The organism is Mesorhizobium sp. WSM4849 (assembly GCF_055811385.1).
Map to the genome: position 1 here is coordinate 33,973 of NZ_JBVVPW010000011.1, position 26,315 is coordinate 60,287.

Annotated in this window: 24 protein-coding genes and 1 tRNA gene; 15 read left to right on the top strand and 10 right to left on the bottom strand. The window is 62.6% G+C overall.

What is annotated here, in order from left to right; genetic code table 11:
• Positions 1 to 149 precede the first annotated feature (149 nt).
• Together AC0L3L_RS14105 and AC0L3L_RS14110 are read right to left on the bottom strand one after the other, a co-directional pair.
• Entirely contained in the window at positions 150 to 374 is a 225-nt protein-coding gene (locus AC0L3L_RS14105; RefSeq protein WP_473638025.1) for a hypothetical protein, read from the bottom strand.
• A 30-nt stretch (positions 375 to 404) separates the two neighbouring features.
• Entirely contained in the window at positions 405 to 1,592 is a 1,188-nt protein-coding gene (locus AC0L3L_RS14110) for an MFS transporter (RefSeq protein ID WP_473638026.1), read from the bottom strand.
• 97 nt (positions 1,593 to 1,689) lie between these two features.
• On the opposite strand from AC0L3L_RS14110, the gene AC0L3L_RS14115 reads away from it, so the two are divergent.
• Positions 1,690 to 2,586 (top strand): LysR family transcriptional regulator, encoded by an 897-nt coding sequence (locus AC0L3L_RS14115; protein ID WP_473638027.1) that lies wholly within the window; start codon positions 1,690 to 1,692, stop codon positions 2,584 to 2,586.
• Positions 2,587 to 2,761: 175 nt separating this feature from the next.
• On the opposite strand, the gene AC0L3L_RS14120 is transcribed toward AC0L3L_RS14115, so the two are convergent.
• The 7 genes from AC0L3L_RS14120 to AC0L3L_RS14150 form a co-directional block, all read right to left on the bottom strand.
• The gene (locus AC0L3L_RS14120; RefSeq protein WP_473638028.1) at positions 2,762 to 3,757 is read right to left on the bottom strand and encodes a lipid A biosynthesis lauroyl acyltransferase; all 996 of its coding nucleotides are present in this window, start codon (positions 3,755 to 3,757) and stop codon (positions 2,762 to 2,764) included.
• A gap of 37 nt (positions 3,758 to 3,794) precedes the next feature.
• Complete coding sequence (locus tag AC0L3L_RS14125; RefSeq protein WP_473638029.1) at positions 3,795 to 4,823, bottom strand: zinc-binding dehydrogenase; 1,029 nt, start codon at positions 4,821 to 4,823, stop codon at positions 3,795 to 3,797.
• Positions 4,824 to 4,965: 142 nt separating this feature from the next.
• A complete protein-coding gene (locus AC0L3L_RS14130; RefSeq protein WP_473638030.1) occupies positions 4,966 to 6,237 on the bottom strand; it encodes a beta-ketoacyl-ACP synthase in 1,272 nt (423 codons plus the stop codon).
• A gap of 19 nt (positions 6,238 to 6,256) precedes the next feature.
• Complete coding sequence (locus AC0L3L_RS14135) at positions 6,257 to 7,444, bottom strand: beta-ketoacyl-ACP synthase (protein WP_473638031.1); 1,188 nt, start codon at positions 7,442 to 7,444, stop codon at positions 6,257 to 6,259.
• Between the two features lie 38 nt (positions 7,445 to 7,482).
• Entirely contained in the window at positions 7,483 to 7,764 is a 282-nt protein-coding gene (locus AC0L3L_RS14140) for an acyl carrier protein (protein WP_123150518.1), read from the bottom strand.
• A 174-nt stretch (positions 7,765 to 7,938) separates the two neighbouring features.
• Positions 7,939 to 9,084, bottom strand: a complete 1,146-nt coding sequence (locus AC0L3L_RS14145; protein WP_473638032.1) for a slipin family protein — start codon at positions 9,082 to 9,084, stop codon at positions 7,939 to 7,941.
• 440 nt (positions 9,085 to 9,524) lie between these two features.
• Positions 9,525 to 9,594: transfer RNA gene (locus AC0L3L_RS14150), tRNA-Pro, on the bottom strand.
• Between the two features lie 266 nt (positions 9,595 to 9,860).
• On the opposite strand from AC0L3L_RS14150, the gene AC0L3L_RS14155 reads away from it, so the two are divergent.
• Both AC0L3L_RS14155 and AC0L3L_RS14160 read left to right on the top strand, forming a co-directional pair.
• Positions 9,861 to 10,100 carry a hypothetical protein gene (locus tag AC0L3L_RS14155; protein ID WP_473638033.1) on the top strand — a complete coding sequence of 80 codons (240 nt, stop codon included), beginning with the start codon at positions 9,861 to 9,863 and terminating at the stop codon, positions 10,098 to 10,100.
• The gene (locus AC0L3L_RS14160) at positions 10,097 to 10,564 is read left to right on the top strand and encodes a hypothetical protein (protein WP_473638034.1); all 468 of its coding nucleotides are present in this window, start codon (positions 10,097 to 10,099) and stop codon (positions 10,562 to 10,564) included. The genes AC0L3L_RS14155 and AC0L3L_RS14160 overlap by 4 nt, the downstream gene beginning before the upstream one ends.
• A 777-nt stretch (positions 10,565 to 11,341) precedes the next feature.
• On the opposite strand, the gene AC0L3L_RS14165 is transcribed toward AC0L3L_RS14160, so the two are convergent.
• Entirely contained in the window at positions 11,342 to 11,890 is a 549-nt protein-coding gene (locus AC0L3L_RS14165; RefSeq protein WP_473638035.1) for a histidine phosphatase family protein, read from the bottom strand.
• A gap of 167 nt (positions 11,891 to 12,057) precedes the next feature.
• On the opposite strand from AC0L3L_RS14165, the gene AC0L3L_RS14170 reads away from it, so the two are divergent.
• The 12 genes from AC0L3L_RS14170 to AC0L3L_RS14225 all read left to right on the top strand — a co-directional run bounded on the left by AC0L3L_RS14170 (position 12,058) and on the right by AC0L3L_RS14225 (position 26,054).
• Positions 12,058 to 13,005, top strand: a complete 948-nt coding sequence (locus AC0L3L_RS14170) for an AEC family transporter (RefSeq protein ID WP_473638036.1) — start codon at positions 12,058 to 12,060, stop codon at positions 13,003 to 13,005.
• Between the two features lie 327 nt (positions 13,006 to 13,332).
• Entirely contained in the window at positions 13,333 to 14,790 is a 1,458-nt protein-coding gene (locus AC0L3L_RS14175) for an NAD-dependent succinate-semialdehyde dehydrogenase (protein ID WP_473638037.1), read from the top strand.
• Positions 14,791 to 14,874: 84 nt separating this feature from the next.
• Positions 14,875 to 15,906, top strand: a complete 1,032-nt coding sequence (locus tag AC0L3L_RS14180; protein WP_473638038.1) for an aldose epimerase family protein — start codon at positions 14,875 to 14,877, stop codon at positions 15,904 to 15,906.
• A 491-nt stretch (positions 15,907 to 16,397) separates the two neighbouring features.
• The gene (gene nanR, locus AC0L3L_RS14185) at positions 16,398 to 17,105 is read left to right on the top strand and encodes a transcriptional regulator NanR (RefSeq protein WP_473638039.1); all 708 of its coding nucleotides are present in this window, start codon (positions 16,398 to 16,400) and stop codon (positions 17,103 to 17,105) included.
• Entirely contained in the window at positions 17,105 to 17,410 is a 306-nt protein-coding gene (locus AC0L3L_RS14190; RefSeq protein ID WP_473638040.1) for a putative quinol monooxygenase, read from the top strand. The genes nanR and AC0L3L_RS14190 overlap by 1 nt, the downstream gene beginning before the upstream one ends.
• A 46-nt stretch (positions 17,411 to 17,456) precedes the next feature.
• The gene (locus AC0L3L_RS14195) at positions 17,457 to 18,233 is read left to right on the top strand and encodes an HpcH/HpaI aldolase family protein (RefSeq protein ID WP_473638041.1); all 777 of its coding nucleotides are present in this window, start codon (positions 17,457 to 17,459) and stop codon (positions 18,231 to 18,233) included.
• 13 nt (positions 18,234 to 18,246) lie between these two features.
• The gene (locus tag AC0L3L_RS14200; protein ID WP_473638042.1) at positions 18,247 to 19,299 is read left to right on the top strand and encodes an NAD(P)-dependent oxidoreductase; all 1,053 of its coding nucleotides are present in this window, start codon (positions 18,247 to 18,249) and stop codon (positions 19,297 to 19,299) included.
• A 115-nt stretch (positions 19,300 to 19,414) separates the two neighbouring features.
• Positions 19,415 to 21,070: an extracellular solute-binding protein gene (locus tag AC0L3L_RS14205; RefSeq protein ID WP_473638043.1), complete on the top strand. Its 1,656-nt coding sequence runs from the start codon at positions 19,415 to 19,417 to the stop codon at positions 21,068 to 21,070.
• Positions 21,071 to 21,182: 112 nt separating this feature from the next.
• The gene (locus tag AC0L3L_RS14210; protein ID WP_254026370.1) at positions 21,183 to 22,124 is read left to right on the top strand and encodes a carbohydrate ABC transporter permease; all 942 of its coding nucleotides are present in this window, start codon (positions 21,183 to 21,185) and stop codon (positions 22,122 to 22,124) included.
• A complete protein-coding gene (locus AC0L3L_RS14215) occupies positions 22,124 to 22,972 on the top strand; it encodes a carbohydrate ABC transporter permease (protein ID WP_473638044.1) in 849 nt (282 codons plus the stop codon). The genes AC0L3L_RS14210 and AC0L3L_RS14215 overlap by 1 nt, the downstream gene beginning before the upstream one ends.
• An 11-nt stretch (positions 22,973 to 22,983) precedes the next feature.
• A complete protein-coding gene (locus AC0L3L_RS14220) occupies positions 22,984 to 24,078 on the top strand; it encodes an ABC transporter ATP-binding protein (protein WP_473638045.1) in 1,095 nt (364 codons plus the stop codon).
• Positions 24,075 to 26,054, top strand: coding sequence for a D-apionate lactonase family protein (locus AC0L3L_RS14225; RefSeq protein ID WP_473638046.1), 1,980 nt, complete (start codon positions 24,075 to 24,077; stop codon positions 26,052 to 26,054). Before AC0L3L_RS14220 ends, AC0L3L_RS14225 begins: the two co-directional genes overlap by 4 nt.
• Positions 26,055 to 26,315 lie beyond the last annotated feature (261 nt).

Genomic DNA, 26,315 nt, shown 5'->3' on the forward strand with positions numbered 1-26,315 from the left:
TAAACGCGGTGGAGAGCGGGCAATTACGGAGCCGTGTCGCGAAACCTGTCTCACGCCATGCTGACCAAGCAGCGAGATCATCCATCCGCTAGACCGTGCGCTCCTTCGAAGCGGTGGAGAGTGGGCCCCGCGTTCGCGGGGCGATGCGATCACAAGCGCTCGTGAGTGACGCGCCAGCCTTCCTCGGGATCGACCGGGATGATCACCAGCTGATCTCCGGTGACCTCGAACACCCGCTCCAATTCCTGTCCGATGAGATCGCGCACCAGGGACGACTCAACAGTGATTGTGAAGGTGCTTTTCTCCTCATCGATCTCGACCGGACCATAATAGGCGAGATGCGGCGATACCCTCGTTATGGCTGCGCCTCGCACATGATGAGCTCCTAGGGGCGTTAGTCGGGACTATGCGCGAGGGCTGGCGGCAGCGGCGAGCACGGCTGAGCCCGCGAGCAGGGCTGCGGCGAGCAGGAAAGCGCTCCACCAGCCGGCAGTGTCGAACAGCATGCCGCCCGCGGAAGCGCCGCCGGCGATGGCGAACTGGATCAATGCGACCTGCAACCCGCCTCCAGCTTCGAGGTCGTCGGGAATGATCTGAGCCATCCATGTACCCCACGCCGCTGGAATCGGGGTGTTGAACAGCCCCCAAAGAACCAGAAGGGCGGCCGTGGCCCAAAGGACCGGTCCCGCTGCGATCAGGAGCAGGGCGAGGAGCACAAGCGCGCTCGGCAGCCCGACCAGCACGGCGGTGAGGTTCCGCCGGAGAACGAAGCCGGCGATGAACAGCCCGGCCAAGCCGCCCAACCCCAGGCCAAGGAGCACCACCGACAAGACGTTCACGTCGAGGCCCGTGACACTTTCGAGGAAAGGACGCAGGTAGATCGACAGCGAATTCATTCCGATGAAGGCGAGGCCGGTCGCGGCCATGCCGATGGCGAAGGTCCGATTGCGCAGCAGACGGAACATGCCGGACGCCGAAGCGGCTTCCATCGGCGGCATCTTCGGCAGAACGGCGAATTGCCAGATGAGCGCCGCGAGGCCGATTGGGACTGTGACGAAGAAGGTGCCCCGCCACCCGATCAGCTCGCCGAGGAAGCTTCCGAACGGCGCGGCGATGACGATCGCGAATGCTGTCCCGCCCTGCAGCAGGGCGATGGCCTTGGGCAGGTCGGAACCCGAGGCCAGGCGCGCCAAAATGGCCGTGGAGAGCGACCAGAAGCCGCCGACCGCGATCCCGACCAGAGCCCGTCCGGCCAGAAAAACGAAGAAGTTGGGAGCGAGGGCAACAGCCAAACTCGATGCGACCAGCACTGCCGTGTAAAGCAGGACGACCGTTCTCCGGTCGAGCTCGGCCAGGAGCGAGTTGCCGAACAGACTGGTGATCACGGCAAAGAGCCCCGACACGGCGATCGCCTGTCCGGCTCGGCCTTCCGAGATGGCCAGGTCCTGCGCAATCGGAGTCAACAGGCTCACCGGCATGAACTCCAGGCCGACCAGGAGAAAGGTCAAAAGCGAGAGGCAGGTGACCGCAGCCCATGGAGTCGCCGCCCTTTCGGCCGAAGGGATGTCATCCAGTGTCAGTTCGATGGCCATGCCGTACGCTCCTGTCCGTTTGCCAGACTAGGTAGCCAGACTGGTCTTGTCCGACTAGCAGCTATAATCTGCATGTCGTAGTGAATGGAGCTCACCAATGCCCCGCGACGAGTTCAGTGAGATGCGAGCGTTTCTTGAGGTCGCTCGGGAGCGGAGCTTTACGCGAGCGGCCGCCAAGTTGGGCGTCACCCGATCGGCCCTCAGTCATACGATCAGGGCAATGGAGGAGCGGCTTGGCGTCCGTCTCCTCTCTCGCACGACCCGCGATGTGGCGCCCACGGCGGCCGGAGAACGCCTCGTCGAAAGCATCGAGCCGCATTTCGAGAGCATTGCCGCCGGGATCAGCGCGATCAGCGCGCTGCGCGGCAAACCCTCGGGCCAGGTCCGCATCGTGTGCCCCGATGATGCCGTCAATCTCGTCTTTCGCCCCAGGCTGCCAGCCTTCATGCGAGACTTCCCGGACATCAACGTGGAGCTCATTGTCGACAACGGCTTCACCAACATCGTCGAGCGTCGGTTCGATGCCGGTGTTCGACTTGGCGAGGCAATCGCCCGCGACATGGTGGCGGTTCGCATTGGTCCTGATGTCGGCTATTCCGTCGTCGGCTCACCCGATTATTTCGCTCGTCGGGCCGCGCCGAAGAGCCCTCAGGCCTTGACCGACCACAACTGCATCAATCTGCGGCTTCCCACCTCAGGCGGGTTGTATGCCTGGGAATTCAGGAAGAACGGACTCGAATTCAGCGTCCGTGTGGACGGCCAGCTGACTTTGAACAATATCGCGCCGGCGCTTGACGCGGCGCTCGACGGCATCGGTTTGGCCTATGCACCGAAGGATCTTGTTCAATCATATGTCGACAGTGGTCAGCTCCAGGAAGTCCTTGCCGACTGGTGTCCGACCTTCCAGGGATATCATCTCTACTACCCGAGCCGGCGCAATCAATCGCCCGCCTTTGGCGCCTTTGTCGCGGCTTTCCGGTACCAATCTCGATAGACCCTCTGGCGGTCGAGCGATTCGACCGAAACAAAAAACCCCGCCTCAGTGGGCGGGCGCAGATCAATATTGTACTTAAATTCCTAGCATAACTGCCGTCACCTGTCAAGCCGAGACTACCCACGGTTGCAGGGCAATCGATTCGCGCTTGCGCTGCCTCCCATTGTCCTGCCGCTCAGGCGGCTTCGCCGCGCTGTCTCGCCCGTTGACGCTTCCTGCGCGGGCCGCTGATCTCCCACCTTTTGTGGAACCACATCCACTGGCCGGGATCCTCGCGCACCCAGCGCTCGACCACGTCGTTGAGCAGCTGGGTGGTGGCATGGACGTCGACACTGCCGCCGGCGGTGCGCGGCAAGGTCAGTTTGTCCTCGATCTCGAGCCGGAAGCGGTTGCCCGGCAAGCGCACGCAGCGGGCCGGATAGACATCGCAGTCATAGTGCCGCGCCAGGGTGCCCAGAACCCGGTTGCTCTCGCATGGGCGGCCGAAGTATGTCGTTTCGAGCCCGCTCGAGAATTTCTGGTCGACTAGCACGCCGATATTGCCGCCTTTCTCCAGGATTGCCGCCAGCGCGAACGAAGCGCCGGTGGAGGAGGGCAGAAGCGATCCCATGGTCGAGCGGCGAGTCGAGAGGATGTAGTCGGCAAGATAGGGGTTGTTGGGCGGGCGAAACAGCGCCGTGATGTTCATGCCGAAAGTGGCTGCCGCGACCGGAAGCAGTTCGAAATTGCCGAGATGCCCGGTGAAGATGATATGCGGCTTCTGTTCCTCGGCAATATGCACGAAGTGCTCGATCCCCTTGACCTCGATGCGGCCCGGTTTCGTCGCGGCGGGATCGTAGTCGAACAGGGCGTCGAGAAAGATGTATTCCGCGGCGAGCCGAGCCATGTTGCCCCACATGTCGGACGCAATGGCCTGGATCTCGCGGTCGCTCTTTTCCGGATAGGCGTTGCGCAGATTGGCGATGGCGACGTTGTGGCGTCCCACCCACGGGCCAATGCGACGGGCGGCGCGGTCGGCGAAATTGAGCGCGCTGTCGACCGGCAGCAGACGCAGCAGCCAAATTATCGTCATCGCGACGCGCGCAAGCAACCAGTAGTTGAATTGGCGCAGCCGCCTGCCGTGGCGGAACGCCAAGTCCCGGCGGAGCTTCTTGAAGGCGTTGCCGACCATTCCTAGACCGTGATGTTTTTAGACAGCAACATTATGTTCAGCCGATGCGCAGGATGATCTTGCCGAACACGTCACGGCCTTCCATGCGCTTCAGCGCGGCGTCGATGCCGTCGAAGCCGACTTCGGTGTCGATGACCGGAGAAACCAGCCCCGCCGCCATTTTCTGCATGGCGTCGGCCATGTTTTGCATGCGGCAGCCGAAGGAGCCGAGCAGCTTCAATTGCTGCTGGAACAATTGCATCAGATTGATCTGTGTCGACACGCCCGAGGTCGAGCCGCAGGTCACCAGGCGGCCACCGCGTTTCAGGCACAGCATCGAGGCGGCAAAGGTGTCGGCGCCGACATGCTCGAAGACGACGTCGACGCCCTTCTTCTTCGTCAGCTTGCGCACGACGCCTTCGAAACGGTCCTCGCGATAGTTGATGACATGGTCGGCGCCAAGCGCCTTCGCCCTGTCAATCTTGTCGTTCGAGCCGACCGTGGTGATTACGGTGCAGCCCATTTTCTTCGCCAACTGGATCGCGGCGGAGCCGATGCCCGAGCCGCCGGCATGGATCAGGATGGTTTCGCCGGGCTGCAACCTGGCATTGTCGAACAGCATGTGTTCGACCGTACCGAAGGTGACGGGCGCGACGGCGGCGCCGATGTCCGTCACGCCGGGCGGGGCAGGGACCAGCAGGCGCGCCGGAAGGTTTATCTTCTCTTGAGCAAAGCCGTCGAGATGGAAGCCGTGTACGCCCGAGACATGCTCGCAAAGGTTGTCGCGGTCTTCGCGGCAGGCGCGGCAAAGCCCGCAGGTGCGCGCGCCGTAGATCGACACAAGCTGCCCGGGCACAAGGCTGGAGACGCCGGGGCCGACCGCCTCAACCTCGCCTGAAGCTTCGGCGCCGACGACCAGCGGCAGCTTGCGCTTGGCGAAGGCCATGCCGCGCCAGCCCCAGACGTCGATATGATTAAGCGCCACGGCCTTGATGCGCAGCGTCACTTCGCCCAGCGCAGGCTGCGGCGGAAGCGGCAGGTCCACCGTTTCAAGGCGGCGGTCCTCGATAAGTTGCAATGCGCGCATGGAGCCTGTCGGTTCTGTTGAGCGGGAAAAGGCTCGCTTAAAGCGCGCCGCGTTGAAAAGGATTCGGCCGACGCGCTTTAAGTTTTTGTTTTTTATGCATGTCGTTGTCCCAAAACCGCTTCGCACTTTTGGGCGACATGCATTAGACCGGTTCCCGCGCCATGACAAGGCAGGTGTTCTGGCCGCCGAAGCCGAAGGAGTTCGACAGCACCGTGCCGACCTCGGCGTTGCGCTTCTGGTTCGGCACCACGTCGAGCACGATCGCCGGATCGGGATTGTCGTAATTGATGGTCGGCGGGATGACGCTTTCGCGCATGGTCATCAGCGAAAACGCGGCTTCGACGGCGCCGGCCGCCGACAGCGTGTGGCCGATCATCGACTTGTTCGACGAGATCGGCATCGAGCCGATCCGCTCGCCGAAGACGGTCGACAGCGACAGATGCTCCATCTTGTCGTTTTCCGGCGTCGAGGTGCCGTGGGCGTTGACATAATCGATCTCGTCCTCGCCCAAGCCGGCATCGGCGAGGGCGGCGCGAACCGCCGCGATCGCCGGTGAGCCGTCCGGCTTCGAGCGGGTGCGGTGGAAATCGTCGGCCTTCTCGCCGCAGCCGCGCAGGATGCCGAGAATGGTCGCGCCGCGGGCCAATGCGGCCTCCAGCGATTCCAGCACAAGCGCGCCCGAGCCTTCGGCCAGCACGAAGCCGTCGCGATCCTTGGAGAACGGCTTCGACGCCTTTTCGGGGATGTCGTTGTGCGTGGAAAGCGCTGAAAGCAGCGAGAAACGGATCAGCGCCTCGGCGGTTGCCGAGCCGTCGGCGCCGATCGACAGCGCCCGGTCGCATTCGCCGCGGCGGATCGCCTCCACGCCGAGCTGGATCGAGGTGGCGCCCGAGGCGCAGGCCGTCGACAGCGTGATCGGCAGCCCGCGCGTCCCGAAACGGTCGGCGAGCCGGTCGGCGATCGAACCGAACTGGGTGGTCTCGAAGACATCGAGTCCCTTCAAGCCGCGCGCCACGCGAAGCAGCCGTTCGGCGCCGATGTCGTGCTTGTCGGAATTGTACAGCGAAAAGCGCTCGCTCCAGTCGAGTTCGACCGGCGGCGAGGCGAGGAAAAGCGGCCCGCCGAAATCGCCCGAATCAAGGCCGGCTTCGGTCACGGCTTCCTGCGCGGCGATCTCGGCGAGATCGTAGGTAAGGAGGCTGGCGCCCTTTGAGCTCGACGGCAGGAAATCGACCATGCCGGAGATGCGGGTGTTCAGATGGTCAACCGGAAAGCGGGTGATCGGATGGATGCCGGACTTGCCCGCGGTGAGCGCTGCCCAATTGTCGGCCTTGCCGACGCCCAGCGACGTCACCACGCCGATACCGGTGACGGCGACGATCGGCCTGCCCATGTGGTCGTTCAGATTGGCCATATTTTTATCCTGACACCCTCTAGGCGGCGTTGACCAACGCCATACCCTCGAATTGGTGATAGCCGATCGCCGTTGCAAGCACGGTCCTGGGAATGCCGTTGAACGGCTTCTCGGTGGCGGCGTCAAAAGCCGGGTAGGCGGCCCTGCGTTCGACAGCCAGTGCCGCCAGCGCCACGGCGAAGGGAAACTGCGCTTCCTTCATGTGGCCGGTCAGCGTCGAAAAGCCGCGTGCTGCAATCGCCGGATTGGCGTCGAGCGCCGATTTCTCGGCAGCAGTAGCGGCATGGGCACCTGAAGCGCCTGAAATCGTCAGCAACTCGCCGTTCGGCAATGCCGCCTGCCTGAGCAGCGCGGCAATCTCGCCATCGAGTTCGCCCTGCCGGCGTTTTGCGCGTCCGGATATGACTGGGCCGAGTTCGGCATAGATCTTTCGCCCGCGGCTGATCGCATGTTCGCGCTGTTCCAGGACGAGAAACGCGCCGCCGGATCCGGTCACCACGCCGCCGCCGTCCAGGCCCTGTCTTTGCCAGACCGGTCTCCAGGGGCCGCGATGCAGGTAGCCGGCCAATTCATAGCCAAGCAGCATGTCGGAATGTTCGGTCTGGAAGGCGCCGCCGATCAGGATATGCGTCGACTGGCCGGAGCGGATGCGCGCGGCGGCCGTCTCGACGGCGGCGACGCCGGCACCTTCCTCGCCCATGAAGGTGCGCGACGAGCCGGTCACCTTGTGGACGATCGAGATGTTGCCGGCGAGCAGGTTGGAAAGCTGCGCCAGAAACAGCGTCGGCCGCAATTCGGTTGTCAGTTTCTCGTTGAGCAGCACGTCGCGGTCGTTGCGGCTTTCCGAGGCGGCGAGAATATCGGCGTCGACCGCCTCGTCGCGCTCGCCGCCGCCGGCAGCCACCACCATGTCCATGGTCGTGCAGAGTTCGTCATTGCCCTTGATGCCGGCGTCGTCCAGCGCCATGCCGGCGGCGTAGGTGCCGAGCCGCTGCCAGGTTTCCATCTGCCGCTGGTCGCCGCGCTTGGCGATCTGCAGGTTCCAGTCGATCTCCGGCAGCGGGTGGACGGTGTAGGGCGAGAAGCGCGCGGCTTCGAGCACCGGTTCCAGGCCGGGCTGGACGAGTTTGCGCCAATGCGCATCCGGGCCTTCTCCCAGCGAAGAGACAAGGCCGATGCCTGATATGATGACGTCGTGGGCGTTCATGGGCGGCTGTTGTGGGTCAGGCTTGAAAACGAACCATTTTAGGCGTTCTTGGCCATGACCAGTGCGTCGATCTTGGCGCACAGGTTCTTCATGACGAAGTATTCGTCGGTCGAGGCCTTGCCGTCATTGACCTCTTGCGTCCACTTTTCCAGCGGCACCTTGATGCCGAATTCCTTGTCGATGGCAAAGACGATGTCGAGGAAGTCGAGGCTGTCGATGCCGAGATCGTCGATGGTGTGGCTTTCAGGGGTGATCGTGTCGATATCGATCTCACTGGTGTCGGCGATGATCTTGGCGACTTTGTCGAACGTGGTGGACAAGGGCTTTTCCTTCGGTTGCGGGCGGAATCTGTCCGCATGTGTTTGGGCGCTGTCTAATCGGTTTTTCCGGGCAGGAAAAGACCTGAACGCCGGGCGCAGATGGGATACCCACTTCGTAAACGCAAGAAGAGCCGCCAGTTGGCCCGGCGGCCCTTCCCATGATGTTGCTTCCGCTCAGCTGTCGCGGAGCTTGACCAGGTCGTTCAGCAGCCCGCCCGTTCCGTTGTGGACGGTCAGCCGCTCGACCTTGCCGGCGATGGTTTCCAGAGCTTCGAGCTCCTTCAGCCGCAGCATCACCGGGTTCTCGGCCATCACCTTGGCCGTGTTGAGCAGCGAACGCGTGGCGTTCGTCTCCTCGCGACGGCGGATGACGTTGGCCTCGGCCTGCTTCTCGGCCGACACCACCTGGTTGAGGATCTCGCGCATCTCGCCCGGCAGGATGACATCCTTGAGGGTGATATCGCTGACCTCGATCCCGATCTCGGCCATGTCGGCACGGACCTTCCCGGCGGCTTCCTCATCGACCGTCACCTTCTTTTCGAGGATCTGATCGAGCGTCAGCGCGCCAAGCGTCTTGCGGAAGGTGTATTGCAGGGCGCGGTAGAGGGCTTCGGAGAAGTCCTTCACAGCACTCACCGCCTGCACCGCATCGACGACACGGTATTCGGCCGCGATGTTGACGCGGACCGTGACACGATCCTTGGTCAGCACTTCCTGCCCGGCGACGTCGAGCGACTGGCGCTTGAGGTCGACGACCTTGATCTGCACTATGCGCCCGACGTTCCAGAAGCCGTGCACGCCCGCCGTCAGCGTCCGCACGAGAGCGCCGTCGACGAACAGCAGTCCGGCCTGCCCGTCCACGACCGGATGGACGGACATCAGCTCCGCCTTTCGGGCCTGGCCGAGCCGGCGCATCACAGCCGGATCGATCGCGAGGTCAGTGGCCGTATCGATCACCGTCACCTTCCACGGTCCGGCATCCGTCCACAGGACGAGCTTGCGGTCCGGCGCCAGAACGGCATGGAGGCCGCCGTCACGCTCGATGACTGCAACTTCCGTGCGCCCGGTGCGAACGACGGTGAAATGACGCGCGGCCGCATCCGGGAGCTTGTCGAACAACGCCTTCTCGTACGCCGAAACGAATTCCGGGTTCTTCAGATCGTGCCGCGACACTTCAAGGCTCCGACGCCGGTTGGCGAGCCAATGCTCGCCCGGCACCAGAACAGCCTTGATCTCACCCTTGTAGAGCGTGATGGCACGTTCGTTTTCCCTTACGAGGACGCGCTCGCGCCCAAGAATCCTATCGAGAATGGTCGTCATGGTCTTCACTCCTGTCGGGCATGGCCCCTCCCGAGGCGTCAAATCATGCGTCGATCGTCCTTTCGTTTCTCGTTTCACGTCGCTTCTTGCTTCACTCCGGGCACGAATGATCGGGGGATCGGTGGCATCCGCCCGTGGCGGGCCTTCGGGAGCGGATCGCGAGGCACCGAAGCGGGCGCCGGAGGCCTTGACCTCGCTTGCCGGCATTGGTGCGCCTTGATCGTCACCGCGGGCCTGGCCGCGAGCCGATGGCGTCAGACTTTCGGGTCCGGCCCGCGCCCAGGGCGTGGGCCGTCCGTCAGGTCTTTCGCATTCCAGTCCCCGGACCGTTTCAGATAACACCACCTGAAGGTGCTGGCTTTCGAGGCCATGGAGAAGGATTTGAACCTTCGACAGTCAGATTATCGATCTGATGCTCTAACCAACTGAGCTATCCGAAGTGCAGATGAAGGGAATTGAACCCCCGACCTCCGGACCCAGTCCGGCGCTCTTCCGCTGAGCTACATCCGCGATCCCAATCCCCGAAACGGCGCCGTACACAGGGCGGCAATGCCGGCTGCGCGGGCGGAGGCAAAAGCTCCAACCTTTGTGCTCGCTTCGGTTTTCGTGACCGGGAGCGCGCCTATAGCCGCTGCGACCGGTTGTCGCAAGCGGCATAGTCGTGGCTGGACGCGGCTTCTTTCAGCGGTGGTATTTTTGCAACACCTACGATTGGCGCGGGGCAACTGGTTGTTGGTACCAACGTACCATGGTAAAATGTGAGAATGATAGAACGCGTGCAGACCGGGGTGCGCTTGGAAAAACGATTGGTGAAGGTGCTCAAAGCCTTGGCCGAGCATCGCGACATGAGCCTGGGTGACCTCATCGAGGGCATCGTGCTGCATGCCTTCGAAGGCCAGACGCCGTTCTCCGCGGCGACCCTGGAAACAATCGGCCAATTGAAGCGCATCTACGGGCTGGAGCTCAGTGCGGCAGACAGCCACCGTTTTTCGGAAACGAGCGGGGAGGACGAGTGACGAACCATCTTGAGCGCACTCATAGCATCGTGCTTTCGGGGCCGGTCGACCGCGTCTTTCCGCTGTTCACGCCGACTGGGGAGACCCTGTGGGTGGACGGCTGGGATCCGGAATTTCTGCATCCACAAGACGGGGAGACGCGCCAGGGCATGGTCTTCAGGACCGCTCACGGTGATGAGACCACGCTCTGGGCCTGCACGGACTGGGACCCCGTGGCGCATCGCATCCGCTATGTCCGGGTGACGCCGGATTCGCGTTTCGGATTTGTCGAGGTGGCCTGCCGCTCGACCGCTGACGGAGGCACGGAGGCGTCGATTGCCTACACTATCACTGCCTTGAGCACGGCAGGAAGATCGTATCTGTCCGAGCTGACGGAGGACGCGTTCGCGCACATGATCGAGGCATGGAAGCTCCGTATCGATGCGTGGCTGCAAGTGCGAAATCTAACGCTAGGTAGCGGGTAGTTAGCCGTCATCCGCATTGGTTGCTGGAACGAGCCAGGTGCGCCAGGACCGGACAATCCGCTATAGAATGCTTTCCCGTGTAGCGAACGCGAACGTCCGTTCAGGGCAGCGGGCGGCGCGACCGAATTTGCCACAGCTGCGCACCTTGCCGATGTCGATCCCGGCAGCGACGCGCAATATTTACCTTAACGTGGGAGAAGTAGAGAGACCGTGGCACGAGGTGCGAAAAAGCAGCGCCAATACAGCTGATTGGTTACGACATAGGTATTCTCGCAGATATGGTATTGGCCGTCTGGGGATTCCTGCACACGGTCCCGTGGGATGTTGAAATTATGCGGCAAGTAAGTGTAACCACCGTCGATCCTGGACCGCACCGAAGACCGAGGTATGGCACGGCAATCAGAACCACCGCAACACCGGAATTTCGTCTGCGGGTCAACCTTGTCTTCGTACCAATCATGGGCGTTAGCGGCTGTTGCGGCGGCGATATACATTGCCGTGACGATGAATCTTCGCATGGCATTCCTCAAGTATTTGGCAGGCGCTGCTCGTTCGAGCGTCCATGTATATTAGCGTTCCATTAAAAATACCATTAGCCTCCTCCTGACTAACGCAGCTCCAGCAAGCGACGCTCGCAACTGAAAGCCGTCGCGAGTGGTGAAAATCTAGCGCTGGTACCCTAAGCGGAATACCGGGTTCGACCCTTCTCCGCCTTCCTTCGGAGAAAATTGAAGGGGAAGCCGTGACCCAATGCGCTTCAACCGGCTCCAGCGCAGATTAAAAGGTGACGCGGCCGAGCACGCGCAGGCCGTCGCCTTGCGGCTCGACGATCACGGCTTCGCCTTCGCGCGGCGAGATGCCGGTGAGCGCCATTATGTTTTCCAGATGGGTGACCATGACCAGATTGTCGGAGCCGGAATAGCCGCGGATCTCGTTCACGACCGCAGCGAGCTGGGCGGCTTTCTCGCTCGCGTCGGTCTTCAGCAGGTCAAGCGGGGCGAAGGGCTCGGGCTCTGCTTCGAAAGCGATGCGGGCGGTGTCGCGGCAGCGGCAATAGCGGCTGGACAGCACACGCTCGATCGGCGCCGCCCGGGCGCCGAACAGCGCGCCGATCTTGCGTGCCTGCTGCTTGCCGCGCGTCGAGAGATTGACCTGGGTCGCGCATTTCTCGATGTCGAAATTCGCCGGATCGGTGGTGCCTGTGACCATGGCATGGCGAAGCAGCACGACATGTCCGCCGTCGCGCAACAGCGCCCAGCCGGCTTCGGTCGCATGGGCCGCGGCGGGAATGACGAGCAGCAATAGAGCCAGCACAGATCGAAGCATCAGGCGTCCTTTTCCGGTCACCGGAGGTGGGTTCCGGTGACCGCATATAGGGACGGCAAAGCCGGCTGAAAAACAAGGCATGACCAAGCCCGGTTGTTGGCGAGGGCAGGCCGCTTCGCAAGGCGGGGCGATTGCGCTGCAATGCCGGCTCGCCTATCAGGAGAAAAATGTCTCCACTCATCGAAACCGTCCTTTTTGTCTTCGGCCTTGTCGCGCTCGGCTATCTGGCCGGGCTCACCGGCTATCTGAAGGCCGAGGCGGGCGAGGCCATCGCCGAATTCGCCGTCGGGGTGGCGATGCCGCTGCTTCTGTTCCGCACCATGGTCAACGCCGATTTCCACGGCACTGCGCCCTGGTTGTTCTGGGGAGCCTATTTCGCGGCGGCCGCAGTCACATGGGCCGCAGGCCATCTGGTGATCACGCGGGTGTTCGGGCGCGACGCGCGTGCGGGGGTCGTTGGCGGTGTGTCGTCGGCTTTTTCCAATCTCGTCCTGCTCGGCATTCCGTTCGTCCTCGGCACATTCGGGCCAAGTGGGTTCGAAGTGCTGTCGCTGCTGATTTCCGTGCATCTGCCGACGATGATCATGGCGTCGATCATCCTGTTTGAAATCTTTGGCCGCGGTGACGAGCATGTGCATCCGCTGCGCATCATCCGGCGCTTCTTTCGAAAGTTGCTCTCCAATCCGCTGATCATCGGCATCCTGGCCGGATGGGTATGGCGTATCACCGGCCTGCCACTGCCGGCGCTGGCCGTCCGGCTGGTCGATGCGCTGGCCAACATCGCCGGACCGGTCGCGCTGTTTGCCATGGGGCTTGGCCTGTGCCGTTTCGGCATCTCCGGCAACGTGCGGCCGGCGCTGGCCCTGTCGGCGCTGAAGCTGTTGCTGATGCCGGCCGTCGCGCTCGGCCTGGTCTGGCTGTTCGGCCTGCCGCCGCTGTCAGCGAAGGTCGCGGTCGTGGCCGCCGCGCTGCCATCCGGGGTCAATTCCTACCTGATCGCCACGCAGTTCAACACCGGCCAGGCATTGGCATCGAACCAGATGACCATCGCCACCGCCTGCGCGGTCGTCACCACGGCGTTCTGGCTGACTGTGGTGGTCCACGTGTTTGGATAGGCATGTCGATATTCAGGTAATGCCGGCGAACGGCCTGGTACTTCCGGTACTCCTTTACCCAAACGTTACGCTCCGTACCGATTCTCGGAACGCACCCTTCTCGGCGCGGCCTGACCTGAACCTCAACACACCCTCAAGCAACATCAGAAGCGCAAATCGGCCTCGCTTTGGCTGGCCCAAACCCTATATGCCATCTTGCGATTGATTGCGGGGCTTGCCCTAGGTAAAGAGCAGTGGCTCCAGGCGTGCCGGCATCGATGCCAGTGCGCACGCCCGTCAAAGAAATCCAGATAGCGGCCCGTCAGCGCGCCGAACGGAGGCTAGACCATGCTTCAGAAAACCAGCCATTTCATGCGCCAGGCCAATCTCATCAATGGCGAGTGGGTGCAGGCCGATAGCGGCCAGACGGTCGACGTCAACAATCCGGCCACCGGCCTCAAGATCGGCACGGTGCCGAAATCGGGCAAGGTCGAGACGCGCCGCGCCATCGAAGCCGCCGACGCCGCCTTCAAGACATGGCGCAAGACCACCGCGCTCGAGCGTTCGAAGCTGTTGCGCAAGCTGCATGACGCAATGATGGACAATCAGGATGTGCTGGCCGAACTGCTCACCATCGAGCAGGGCAAGTCGCTGTTCGAATCGAAGGGCGAGATCGGTTCGGCCGCGTCCTACATCCTGTGGTTCGCCGAAGAAGGCCGCCGCACCTATGGCGATGTCGTGCCGTCGCCCTGGGCGGACCGCCGCATCCTGGTGACCAAGGAGCCGGTTGGCGTCATCGCCGCCATCACGCCGTGGAATTTCCCGTCCTCGATGCTGGCCCGCAAGCTCGGCCCAGCACTTGCCGCCGGCTGCACCGCGGTGGTCAAGCCGGCCTCGCAGACGCCCTATTCAGGCCTCGCCTGGGGCGCGCTCGCCGAGGAAGTCGGCTTCCCCAAGGGCGTCATCAACATCCTGACCGGTGCCGCCGGCGAGATCGGCGACGAGATCTGCGCCAACCCGCTGGTCAAGAAGATCACCTTCACCGGCTCGACCGAGGTCGGCAAGATCCTGATCCAGAAGTCGTCCGTCACCGTCAAGAAGGTGTCGATGGAGCTCGGCGGCAACGCCCCGTTCCTCGTCTTCGACGACGCCGACATCGAGCGTGCCGTCGCCGGCGCGATCACCGCCAAATACCGCAATTCCGGCCAGACCTGCGTCTGTACCAACCGCTTCCTGGTTCAGGCCGGCATCTACGACAAGTTCGTCAAGAAGCTCGCCGCCGCCAGCAACGGGCTGAAGGTCGGCTCCGGCCTCGATGATGGCGTGCAGCAGGGCCCGTTGATCGACGAGAAGGCTGTGGAAAAGGTTGAGGAACTGATCGCCGATGCCACCGCCAAGGGCGGCAAGGTCGTCGCCGGCGGCAAGCGCCATACGCTCGGCGGTTCGTTCTTCCAGCCGACGGTGATCGCCGATGCGACGCCGAAGATGCGCTTCATGAAGGAAGAGATCTTTGGCCCGGTCGCGCCGGTGTTCAAGTTCGAAACCGAAGAGGAAGCCGTGGCACTCGCCAACGACACCGAATTCGGCCTTGCCTGCTATTTCTACACCGGCGATCTCGGCCGCGCCTTCCGGGTCATGGAAGGGCTGAAATACGGCATGGTCGGCGTCAATGAAGGGCTCATCACCACGCCTGAGGCGCCGTTCGGCGGCGTCAAGGAATCGGGCCTCGGCAAGGAAGGCGGACATCAGGGCATCGAGGACTATCTCGACACCAAATATGTCTGCATCGGCGGCCTCGGCCTCTGATCGGGCAGGGCCTGTCGACTATCAACAGACCCAAGCCGGCCGAAGCGGCCAGCCGGGATCGATCAACCAACTGGCGTTTCGGACATGGCGATGAAGGACGGCGAGGTTTTTGGCACGACGCAAGCGGGCGAGGCCATCCGCCGCTTCAGCATCCGCGGCGGCGGCCTCACCGCCAACATCATCGGGCTGGGCGCCATCATCCAGGATCTGCGCCTGGCCGGGCACGATGCGCCGCTGGTGCTCGGCTATAGCAGTTTCAAGCCCTATGAAACGGATACCGCCTTCTTCGGCGCCGTCGTCGGACGCTACGCCAACCGCATCCGCGATGGCCGCTTCACCATCGCCGGCCAGCGCTACCAGACCGAGCGCAACTTCCTCGACAAACACACGCTGCATGGCGGCTCGCAAGGTTTTTCGCACCGGCCGTGGGAGGTTTCGCTGCATGGCAGGGATTTTGTCACGCTGACGCTGCATGATCCCGACGGCACGATGGGCTTTCCCAGCGCGCTCGACGTGACCTGCACCTACAGGCTGAAAATCCCCGGCACGCTCAGCGTCGAGATGACCGCCACCTGCGAGGAGCCGACGCTATGCAACCTCACCCAGCATTCCTATTTCAACCTGGATGACGGCGGCGCCGGCGACATCCTCGACCACCGGCTGATGCTGAACGCCGGCGCCTATCTTCCGGTCGATGGCGACCTTATCCCGACCGGCGTCGTGAAGCCGGTCGACGGCACGCCGTTCGATTTCCGCCAGGCGCGGCCGCTGCGCATGGAGAGTGAGGGCAGCCAGCTCCCCTACGACCAGAATTTCTGCCTTGCCCCGACGCGCGGGCCGCTCAAGCTGGCGTCATGGGCGCAAGGTGCGAATTCCGGCGTCGAGATGGAGCTCTGGACCACGGAACCGGGCGTCCAGCTCTATACCGGCCAATATTTGGCGCCGCCTTCGCCGGGACTCGAACGACGTCATTACAAGGCTTATTCGGGCTTCTGCCTGGAACCTCAGGTCTGGCCGGACGCACCGAACCGGCCGTATTTCCCGCAGGCCACGCTATGGCCGGGCCAGATCTACCATCATGTGACGGAATACCGGTTCAGACTGCCTGGCGCCTGACGCCCGGAAGCCAGTACCGGCCTTTTGCTGTGCTGACCTTCGGTCCGGAAAGGATCATGCGCAAGGTTCAAAGAGCGTCCTTTGCGCTTCCATTGGACGCGCGACGCTCTCGGATCGGAACCCAAATATTCTCAGCGATCGAGTTCGGACCTTCTCGGACGTTTGTAGCCGATAGCCGGGATGACGCAGGTTGACCCGAAGCAGTCACTCGGATTCCTATCCTGCCGCTCCAAAGAGGGCATTCAAGGGAGGTAGACTGCTGACCGCGCGCCATCTTGTTCGACCGGAAATGATCCCCGACGCGAACTGATAACGTTGGCACCCTGCGCTGTGGCTGATCGCTCAGCTAGTGAGCAAGTTGCTTGTAGGAAAAGAGCCAAAGCCTCGCTCGCTTGTTTGCGCTTGAAGGCGGGCGTCTGTCGATACGAGTTGTGTTTGACACAGGGGCACGATGGCAATAGCGTGATGGACTGGTATAAAAGGTATGCCAAGTGATTGGGGTTCAGATTAAACAGCGGAAGCTTTCGGACGAGGTTGCAGAGCACCTCGAGCGGATGATCCGCAAGGGAGAAGTGGCCGAAGCCGACCGGCTCCCGTCGGAACGGGAACTCATGCGGCAGTTCGGGGTCGGGCGTCCTTCAATCCGTGAGGCGCTGCTGCATCTGAGTAAGATGGGCCTTGTCGAGGTGAGGTCCGGCGAGCGTGCCCGCGTCACCCGTCCCACCCCGCAATTCGTACTCGACGCCCTCTCAGGGCCGGCGCGGCACATGATTTCGGCCCCGGGCGGGGTTCACGACTTCCAGAGCGCGCGTTTGTTTTTCGAGGTCGGGCTTGCCCGCAACGCCGCTGTGAATGCCACGCCAGAGGACATTGAAAGCCTCAGGGAGGCGCTCGAGATGAACCGACAGTCGATCGGCGACCTCACGCGCTTCGAACGCACGGACGTGGACTTCCATTACGTGCTGGCGATGATCACCCGCAATCGAATCTTCACAGCTATCCATGCGGCGTTGGACGAATGGCTGCTCGAACAGCGGCGGACGACTTTGGCCGAAGGTGAAGACCGCAAGGCCTACGAGGCCCATCGCGAAATTTTCGAGGCGATCGCCGCGCGCGATCCGGACCGGTCCGAAGCTGCGATGCGCAGACATCTGGAATACGTGTCTAAGCGCTATCTGGAAATTGCGAGGCCCAAGTGATGGCCGGCTACGTTGTCTGGGTCGATTTCCGCCTCAAGCCGGGCGCCCGAGACAGCTTCCGAAAGCTCGTCGACGCCAATGCGACCGCGTCGGCTCGCAACGAGGCCGGCTGCCGCCGCTTTGACGTGACGGAGGCGCGCGACGAACCGGACCGGGTCGTGCTCTACGAGATTTACGACAGCGAGGCTGCCTTCGACGAACACTGCCGGACGGCGCATTTCGATGAATTCAACACGCATAGCGCGCCGCTCGTTGACACCAAGTTGGTGACGATCTGCGATCTCGTTCTGGAGGCTACGCCTTGAAGAAAGCATAGTCGGATTGCGCTCTTTGGGCGAAGGGAGGAAGTGCATGTCAGAGGCAGGTCTCAAGGCGTTGGCCGCGCACCGGCGGGTCAAGCTCGGTACGCTCGTCGCCGAGTTCGCGACGCCGGGAATCGGGCACATTTTGAAGTCCGCCGGCTGCGACTTCGTCTTCTTTGATATGGAGCATTCGGGCTTCAGCTTGGAAACGGTGAAGAGCGCGATCCGCTATTTCGAGGCGGCCGACCTGCCGGTTATGGTGCGTGTGCCGTCGCAGGACTATCATTTCCTCGGCCGCGCCATGGACGTGGGCGCTGAAGGCCTGATCGCGCCGATGGTGAGTACGGTCGACCAGGCGCAGCACATCATCAATTCGATGAAATACCATCCTGCAGGCGCGCGCGGCGTAGCGCTGCAGATCGCGCATGACCGCTACCGTCCGGGTTCGGTCAAAGATAAATTCGAAGCTGCCAACCAGCGCTCGGTGTTCATCTGCCTGATCGAGACCGCCGACGGCGTCAAGAACATCGACGGCATCGCGGGACTGGACGGGGTCGATTGCCTATGGGTCGGACATTTCGATCTGTCGGTCTCACTCGGCATTCCCGGCGACTTCGCCCATCCCACCTTCACCACCGCAATGGACAAGATTGTTGTGGCCGCCAAGAAGCACAACAAATCGCTTGGACGCCTGGTACCCAACGTCAAGCAAGGTCACGACTTTTACGCGCAAGGCTTCGATTTCATCTGCTATTCGGGCGATGTCTGGGTCCTGCACGATGCGCTGGCCGACGCGGTCTCAAAGATTCGGGCCGGGTGCGAGTGAGGCGGAGGAGACGATGGCCAACGCAACGTTCAGGGTGGCGCTCTCCGGTGATTTGCGCAAGCCGGACGGCTCGCCGACCTTTCCCGACTTCGACCTGGAGCCGCTGCGCAATGCGCCCGGCGTCGAGATGGCGTTCCTGGAATCGAACAATCCGCTGCGCGCCGAACAGCTTGAGGACTTCGATGCGCTGATCCTGCTCACCCATCGATTCGATGCGACCAGTGTCCCGAAGAGCGGCCGCCTGGCCGTCGTTGCCCGTTTCGGGGTCGGCTACGATACCGTCGACGTCGAGGCCTGTAGCGCCGCCGGCATCGCCCTGGTCATCACGCCCGACGGCGTGCGACGGCCGGTCGCCGTATCCGTCATTACCTTCATGCTGGCACTGACCGGCAAACTGCTCACGAAGGACGCGCTGACCCGCAAGGGACCTTATGGATTCGACAGGCGTTCGGAGCATATGGGCGTCGGCCTCGTCGGGCGGACACTGGGATCGCTCGGCATTGGCAACATCGGCGCCGAGGTGTTTCGCTTGGCCAAGCCCTTCGACATGAAATTCATCGCCCATGACCCATTCGCTGACAGCAAGGTCGCTGCCGAACTAGGCATCGAACTGGTCGGGCTGGACGATCTGTTCCGCCGCGCCGATGTGCTGTCGGTGAGCTGTCCGCTAACGCCTCAGACCCACCATATCGTCAATGCCGAGCGGCTCGCCCTGATGAAGCGGACGGCTTACCTGATCAACACCGCGCGCGGTCCCATTGTCGACCAGAAGGCGCTGACGAAAGTGCTGCAGGAGCGCCGCATCGCCGGGGCGGGGCTCGACGTCCTGGAGCAGGAGCCGCCGGATGCCGACGACCCGATCCTCAAGCTCGACAACGTTATCCTGACGCCGCATGCGCTCTGCTGGACCGACCAATGTTTTGCCGGCAACGGTGCCGCAGACGTCAAGGCGGTGATCGAAGTGCAGCACGGTCGCGAGCCGCGCGGCGTGGTCAATCGCGAGGTGCTTTCTAGCGAGGCATGGAAGAGACGGCTGGCCGGTTACGCCGCCCGCTTCGGGACGTAGGAGTACGAGCATTCGGCGCGCCGCCACAGGCTTCGCGGCGGCTTCACGGGAGAAACACTCGATCGCCGCGCCCGCGGACGAGTGAAGGCAAACGAAAATGGGAGGACCAAGCACTATGAACGATCGTGACAAACGTGACTTTCAGGCAGGCCTCGAAGCAGAGGTCGACGCCTTTATGCGCGGCGAAACCACCCGCCGAACTTTCATAACCCGCTTCGGCCAGATGACCGGCATGCTGGCGGCGTCTGGACCGATCCTCGCCATGATGACGGATTGGGCGCTGGCGCAACAGAAGCTCGAACTGGCAGACGCCGCTTCACCGCTCGGCCAGGCGCAGGCGGCGGCCATGAAGGCGTCGATGGAAGGCCCGGCGGATGGTTCCGCCTTCCGCGCCGTCGAGGCGGCCAAGGCGCATTCGGGTGTCACGCTGAACATGACCTACGAGGTCGGCCTGCAGGCTCTCGATCCGCGCAATTTCAGTGGACCGATGTGGGAGCAGCTTACGGGCATGAAGTCGAACGTGGTCGAACTGTCGAACCCGGACCAGTACTCCAAGGCCGTTGCCGAGCACATTGCCGGCTCAGGCGCCTATGACGTCCTCGACATCTCGCCAGCCTGGACGCCGTCGCTAGCCGATGGCGGCGTCATCGCACCCCTCGACGATTACATCGCCAAATACATGAACCCGGCCGACCTCGAGGACTATCATCCGCTCTACAAGGCGCTGCCGACCTACAAGGGCAAGATCTGGGGCTTCTTCGACGACGGCGACATGTTCGCTCTCTACTACCGCAAGGACATCTTCGAGGATCCGAAGATGGTGGAGGCCTACCAGGCCAAGTTCAATGCCAAGCTGGCGCCGCCGAAGACCTGGGAGGAATATGCCCAGATCGCCCAGTTCATCACCGACCAGATGGCGCCGAACGTTTATGGCGCAGGCCATTTCCGCAAGGCGGGCAGTCCCGGCAACCAGTTCGACTTTCTGCAGCAGTACCGCGCCAACGGTGGAAAACTGTTCGGCGATGACATGAAAGCCGGCTTGGTTTCAGATGCTGGCGTGAAGACGCTGCAAAACATGATTGCAGCCAATGCGGCGTCGATCCCCGGCAACAATGAACTCGACGCCGTCTCGCTGTGGGCGGCGTTCCTGACCGGCAAGGTAGCGATGATCTACTCCTGGCCGCCGTCTGGCCGCATGGCCGCGAACTATTCGCAGTCGGCTACTGCGATCAACTTCATCCCGCAATCACAGATCGCCGGCAAGGTCGGCTATGCCGTCGTGCCCGGCAATCCTGAACATGCGACCGGCTTCAACAAGGCGCTGTCGGCGGATTCGGCGAACCCCGAAGCGGCCTACCTGTTCATGCAGTGGGTCTGCTCACCGCCCGTCTCGCTTGCGCGCTGCATGCTGCCCTACGCCCTGCGCGATCCCTACCGCATCTCCCACTTCAAATCCGAGCTTTACGGCGCGCTGTTCCCGAGCGCCAAGGAGTACCTGAGCAATCTTAACAGCTCGGCCAATGTCGGTCTCCTCGACCCGATCATGCCCGGCGCGCAGGACTATTTCCTGAGCATCGACCGCATGTGCACGGCTGTGTGGGCCGGTGCGGATCCGAAGGCGTCGCTAGAAACAGCGGCGGCCGAGTGGAATGAGACGACCGACCGGCTCGGCGTGGATTCGCAGAAGGCATTCTACACCGAGTTCCTGAAACTGCCGGGCGCTACTGCCGACAACACGGTGGAGAAGCTCGGTATGGCGGTCACCCTCTGAGCTCGGCCTGCGCCGCGGACGCCGGCCGGGTTTCTTGATCAAAATCGGTGTTGCGGGCGCTTGGTCCGCAACACCTCGTCGCAACCGCCAGGCGGCCTTTGGGATGTAATCGATGCAGCATACCGCCACCATCAGTCGGTTGAAGGCCGCTGGCGCCCCGCCACGACTGTCGGGCTTCGCACAATGGGCGGACCGCCACTTCAAATGGCTGCTGGTGGCGCCAGCAGTGCTGCTGATCCTGGCGCTGTCGGTCTATCCGCTGCTGTTCTCGCTGGTCGTGTCTTTCATCAACTATGATTTCCAGGTGCCGGGCCACGCCTTTGTCGGATTGAAGAATTTCGAGCGCGTCGTGTTCGATCCCGTCGCGCGCTGGTCGCTTTTGCTGACAGCGTGGCTGTCGGGGATTAGCGTCGCCATCGAATTCGTTCTCGGCCTTCTGGTGGCGCTGACCATGGTTCGCAGCTTTCCGGGCCGCGGCGTGATCATGTCGATCCTGATCGTGCCGCTGTTCATCAGCCCGGTCATCGTCGGCCAGGCCTGGACGCTGCTGCTGCAGCGGCCTTTCGGGCCGACCAACTACATTTTGACGCAACTTCTGGGGCAGGAGGTGACGATCGGCTGGATGACCGAATCGCCATGGCTCTATGTTTCGCTGATTATCGCCGATGTTTGGCAGTGGACACCGTTCATGTTCGTCATCCTGCTCGCCGGGCTTACCGCCATTCCCCCGAACCTTTACGAGGCGGCGGAACTCGACGGGGTCAATGCCTGGCAGGCGTTCTGGGCGATCACCCTGCCGCACCTCGCGCCAATGATGCTGCTGGCGCTGACCTTTCGGCTGCTCGATGCAATCCGCATGTTCGATACTATTTTCATCATGACAGGCGGCGGGCCAGGCACGCGGACCTACACCGCCTCCTACTATCTCTACACCGTCGGCTTCACCCAGTTCCATCTATCGCAGGCGACCGCCGGAAGCTGGTTGTTCCTGATCTTCACCGCGCTCGTAGTGATGTTGCTGGTGCGGCGACTTTTGAAGACGGAACCGGTCTGATGGCGGCCGTCGCGCCTGTCCGTCGCCCGAAACGCCGGTCGATACCGGTCGGCCGCATCCTGTTGCTCGGCTTCTTCCTGGTCTTCGTGTTGTGGCCGCTCTACTGGATGTTCAACACGTCGATCAAGCCGAGCGACGACTATCTCACCGTGCCGCCCGTCTGGTTCCCAACCGCACCGACCCTTGTCCACTATGAAGCTGCGCTGTTCGCATATCGCGGCCTCGACGGGCTGATCAACAGCCTGATCATCTCGCTGTCGGCAACGGTGCTCTCGGCCCTGTTCGGCACGCTGATGGCCTACAGCCTGGCGCGCTACAACACCGGCGGCCAGCATCTGTCGTTCTGGGTGCTGTCGCAGCGCTTCCTGCCGCCCATCGGCATCGTGCTGCCGGTGTTCCTGATCTACCGCGGTGTCGGCCTCTACGACACGCATATCGGCCTGATCATCGCCTATACGGTGTTTACGCTACCGGTCTCGGTTTGGATGATGTTCGCCTACTTCCGCGGCATGCCGAAATCGATGGAGGAGGCGGCCCTTGTCGACGGCTGCACGCGCTGGGAGGCGTTCTGGCGCGTCGCCGTGCCGCTCGCCGCGCCAGGCATCGTCGCGGCCGCGGTCTTCGCCTTCATCGCCTGCTGGACGGAGTTCTTCTTCGCGCTGATTCTGACCAGCCGCACTGCTTTCACCCTGCCAACGGTGTTTCGCGCCTTCATTGGTTTCCAGGGCGCGCAATATGGCGAGGCGGCAGCCCTGGCCATCGTCTCCCTCCTGCCGTCGATCGCGCTGGGAGTACTTGCTCAACGACATCTCGTGCGCGGGCTGACGCTCGGCGCCGTTCGCGGATAGAAAGGGTCGGTATGGCCGAAGTCAGGATCACCGGCTTGCATAAGCGCTATGGCGCCTTCCATGCCGTGCGTGGCATAGACCTCGACATTCGCGACGGCGAGTTCACTGTGCTGGTCGGCCCGTCCGGCTGTGGCAAGAGTACGCTGCTGAGGACCATCGCAGGGCTGGAGGAGAGTTCGGAAGGCACGATCGAGATCGGCGGCGAAGTGGTCAACGATTTCCGACCGCGCGACCGCGACGTGGCGATGGTGTTTCAAGACTATGCGCTATATCCGCACATGAACGTGGCGAAGAACATCGGCTTTGGCCTGAAGGCCCGCAAGATGCCGAAGCCAGAGGTGGAGGCGCGCGTTGCCGAGGCGGCGCGCATGCTTGGCATCACCCCGCTGCTCGGGCGCTTTCCGCGTCAATTGTCCGGCGGGCAGCGCCAGCGCGTCGCCATCGGCCGCGCCATCGTCCGCAACCCGCGCATTTTCCTGTTCGACGAGCCGCTGTCCAACCTCGACGCGCAGCTTCGCGACGAGATGCGCGGCGAGATCAAGCGCCTTCACCAGGACATTGCCACAACGATGATCTACGTCACGCATGACCAGATCGAAGCGATGACTCTGGCCGACCGCATTGTGCTGATGCGCGACGGGATGATCGAGCAGCAGGGCGCACCGCTTGAGCTGTTCGAGCGCCCCGCCTCAACCTTCGTCGCTGGTTTTCTCGGTTCGCCGCGCATGAGCTTCCTGCCGGGCACGCTGACATTGGACGGCAGCGCTGCCGCCATCCGGCTCTCCGAAACGCTGCTTCCGATCGCGCCAGGCCGGAGCCTGAATGGCGCCATTGACGGACAGGCGGTGCTGCTTGGACTGCGGCCAGAACATCTGACGCGCGCTCATGCTGCGACACCTGCGCAGGGCACGTTTCGCTACGACGCAACGATCGACCTGCTGCAGCCGACCGGCTCGCGCAGCTATGCGACCTTCCGCCTGGCCGGCGCGCCGGTGATGGCGGAACTGCAGGCGCACGACGTCAGTCGTCCCGGCGAGAGGCTGCCGATCGACATCAACATGAACCGGGCCTCGATTTTCGATGCCAAGACCGAGAGAGCGATTTGAGCACGGCAGCATCTCGAGCAATCCGCTTATGTGGGACCGAACAGGTCGATCCGCAGTTGCGGACACTGCGCGCGGGACCCTTGTCGGTCGAGTTTGACAATGGGGCGATACGCTATGTGCGTATCGGCGGGGTCGAGGTTCTGCGCGGGATCTCATTTCTCGTACGGGACGAGAACTGGGGAACCGAGACGCCCGTTCTCGATGACCTCCAGATCGATGAAAAGCCGGATGCGTTCAGCGTCGCCTTTCGTGGAACATGCGCTGGCGCGTCCGGTCGGCTGGTCTACCAGGCGCGGATCGCAGGCGGGAGCGACGGTGCGCTGTCGTTTGTGGTGGAGGCAGAGCCCGAAACCGACGTATTGACCAACAGAACCGGCTTCGTCGTCCTGCATCCGATCGAGGATTTGGCCGGCAAGCCGGTAAAGGTGCTGCACGAGGACGGTCGCGAAAAACTCTCGCTTTTTCCGGACTACATCGATCCTAAATGTCCGTTCACCGACATTCGCGCGCTCTCGCATGAGATCGTGCCTGGAATCTGGGCCACATGCACCATGGAAGGTGACGCCTTTGAGATGGAGGATCAGCGCAATTGGTCCGACGCCTCCTACAAAACCTATGTCCGTCCCCTGCGTCGCCCGTGGCCCTACAGATTGCCGAAAGGCGAGAAATTCACGCAGGCCGTCCGACTCCAGCTGTTGGGAACGCTGCCTGCCGGGTCTTCCAAAAAGCCCAATCCATCCATCAACCTGACGATCGGCAGAGCCATCGGTCGAGTGCCCCGCATTGGCGTCGGCGTCGCTGCCGACGAGGCGAAGCACGCGCTTGAAGCCCCGGAGTTCATTCGACGATTGGCTCCGCAGTGGATGGTCTGCCAAGTCGATCTCCGGTTCGGGCACGGCCAGGATGAACTTGAAAGTTGCGACGCCCTGGCACAGTTGACCGGTGCTGGCGTTGTACTTGAGATCATCACCAAGGGCACGCTCGATCCCTTCGGCGAATTGGAGCCGATTGGGGCGGCTGTCCACACCATTGGCCTCGACCTGGAAGCTGTTTCCGTCTTTCCGGCGCAGGACATGAAGTCGGTGCAGCCGGGAGCACCGTGGCCGGCGATGCCCACCTTCGAGCAAAACTACTCCGCCGCTCGCCGGGCTTTCCCCAGGGTGCCGCTGGGCGGCGGCATGGCGGCATACTTCACCGAGCTCAACCGCAAGCGTCCGCCAACCGGAGCGCTCGACTACGTAACCTTCACCACCTGTCCAAACGTGCACGCAGCAGATGATGTCTCCGTGATGGAGACGCTTCAGGCTATCCCCCATCTGATCCGCTCTACCCGTGCTTTCATGGGCGACCGCTTGCCCCTGCGCATAGGTCCCAGTCAGCTCGGCTGCCGCGAGAACCCCTACGGAAAGTCCACTGCGCCGAATGAAGCGAACGGTCGCGTCTGTCTGAGCCGCATCGATCCTCGGCAGCGCGGCCTGTTCAATGCGGCTTGGACAGTCGGCTATTTCGCGGCCTGCGCGCGCGAGGGAATCGAGGCCGTCGCATTCGGCGACTTCACTGGCCCATTCGGATACGTCTATAGGAAGGCCGATTTCGTGCAGCCGTGGTTTGACCAACAGCATGGTCGAATGGTGTATCCCGCTTTCCATGTCATGGCAGGCCTCTCAAAGCTCAACGGCGCCACCTTGCTGTCCGTAGGAACTTCCGGAGCTGACAGCATCGCGGCGATCGCGGCCGAAAAAGACGGGCGCACGACGCTGTGGCTCTCGAATCTCACTGCCAAAAAGCAATCAGTGCAGCTTTCGGATACGCCGATCAGCGCCCGCATTGCCCTTCTTGCTGCCGACCAATTCGAGCGGGCGGCAGCCGATCCGAACTTCATGGAAAGTTCCGGAAGACAGCTGGGCGACCAATTCATCTCGCTTGACGCCTTCGCCGTGGCGCGAGTCGATCTCCACCGTTCGTCTTCGACATAGCCCGGTGGACCGTAGATTGGAGGGGTTGATGACGGGACGTCAGCCTGCATCGTAGCGGAGAACAGAGCCAACGTGCGCTCTGGCGTTCAGGGTCGGATATCCCGTTTTGGCCGCTCTTTGCTAGTTCCCGCTGACGGGTTCAAGCAGCAAGATTCTCGGCCATTGGCGGCAGCCAGTCTGATTGAGTTTGAGCCCAATCTTCGAACGCTGCCCTCAACGTTTTGAATGGCGTCAGCGCACCGGGACACTGCCGGCAGGAGC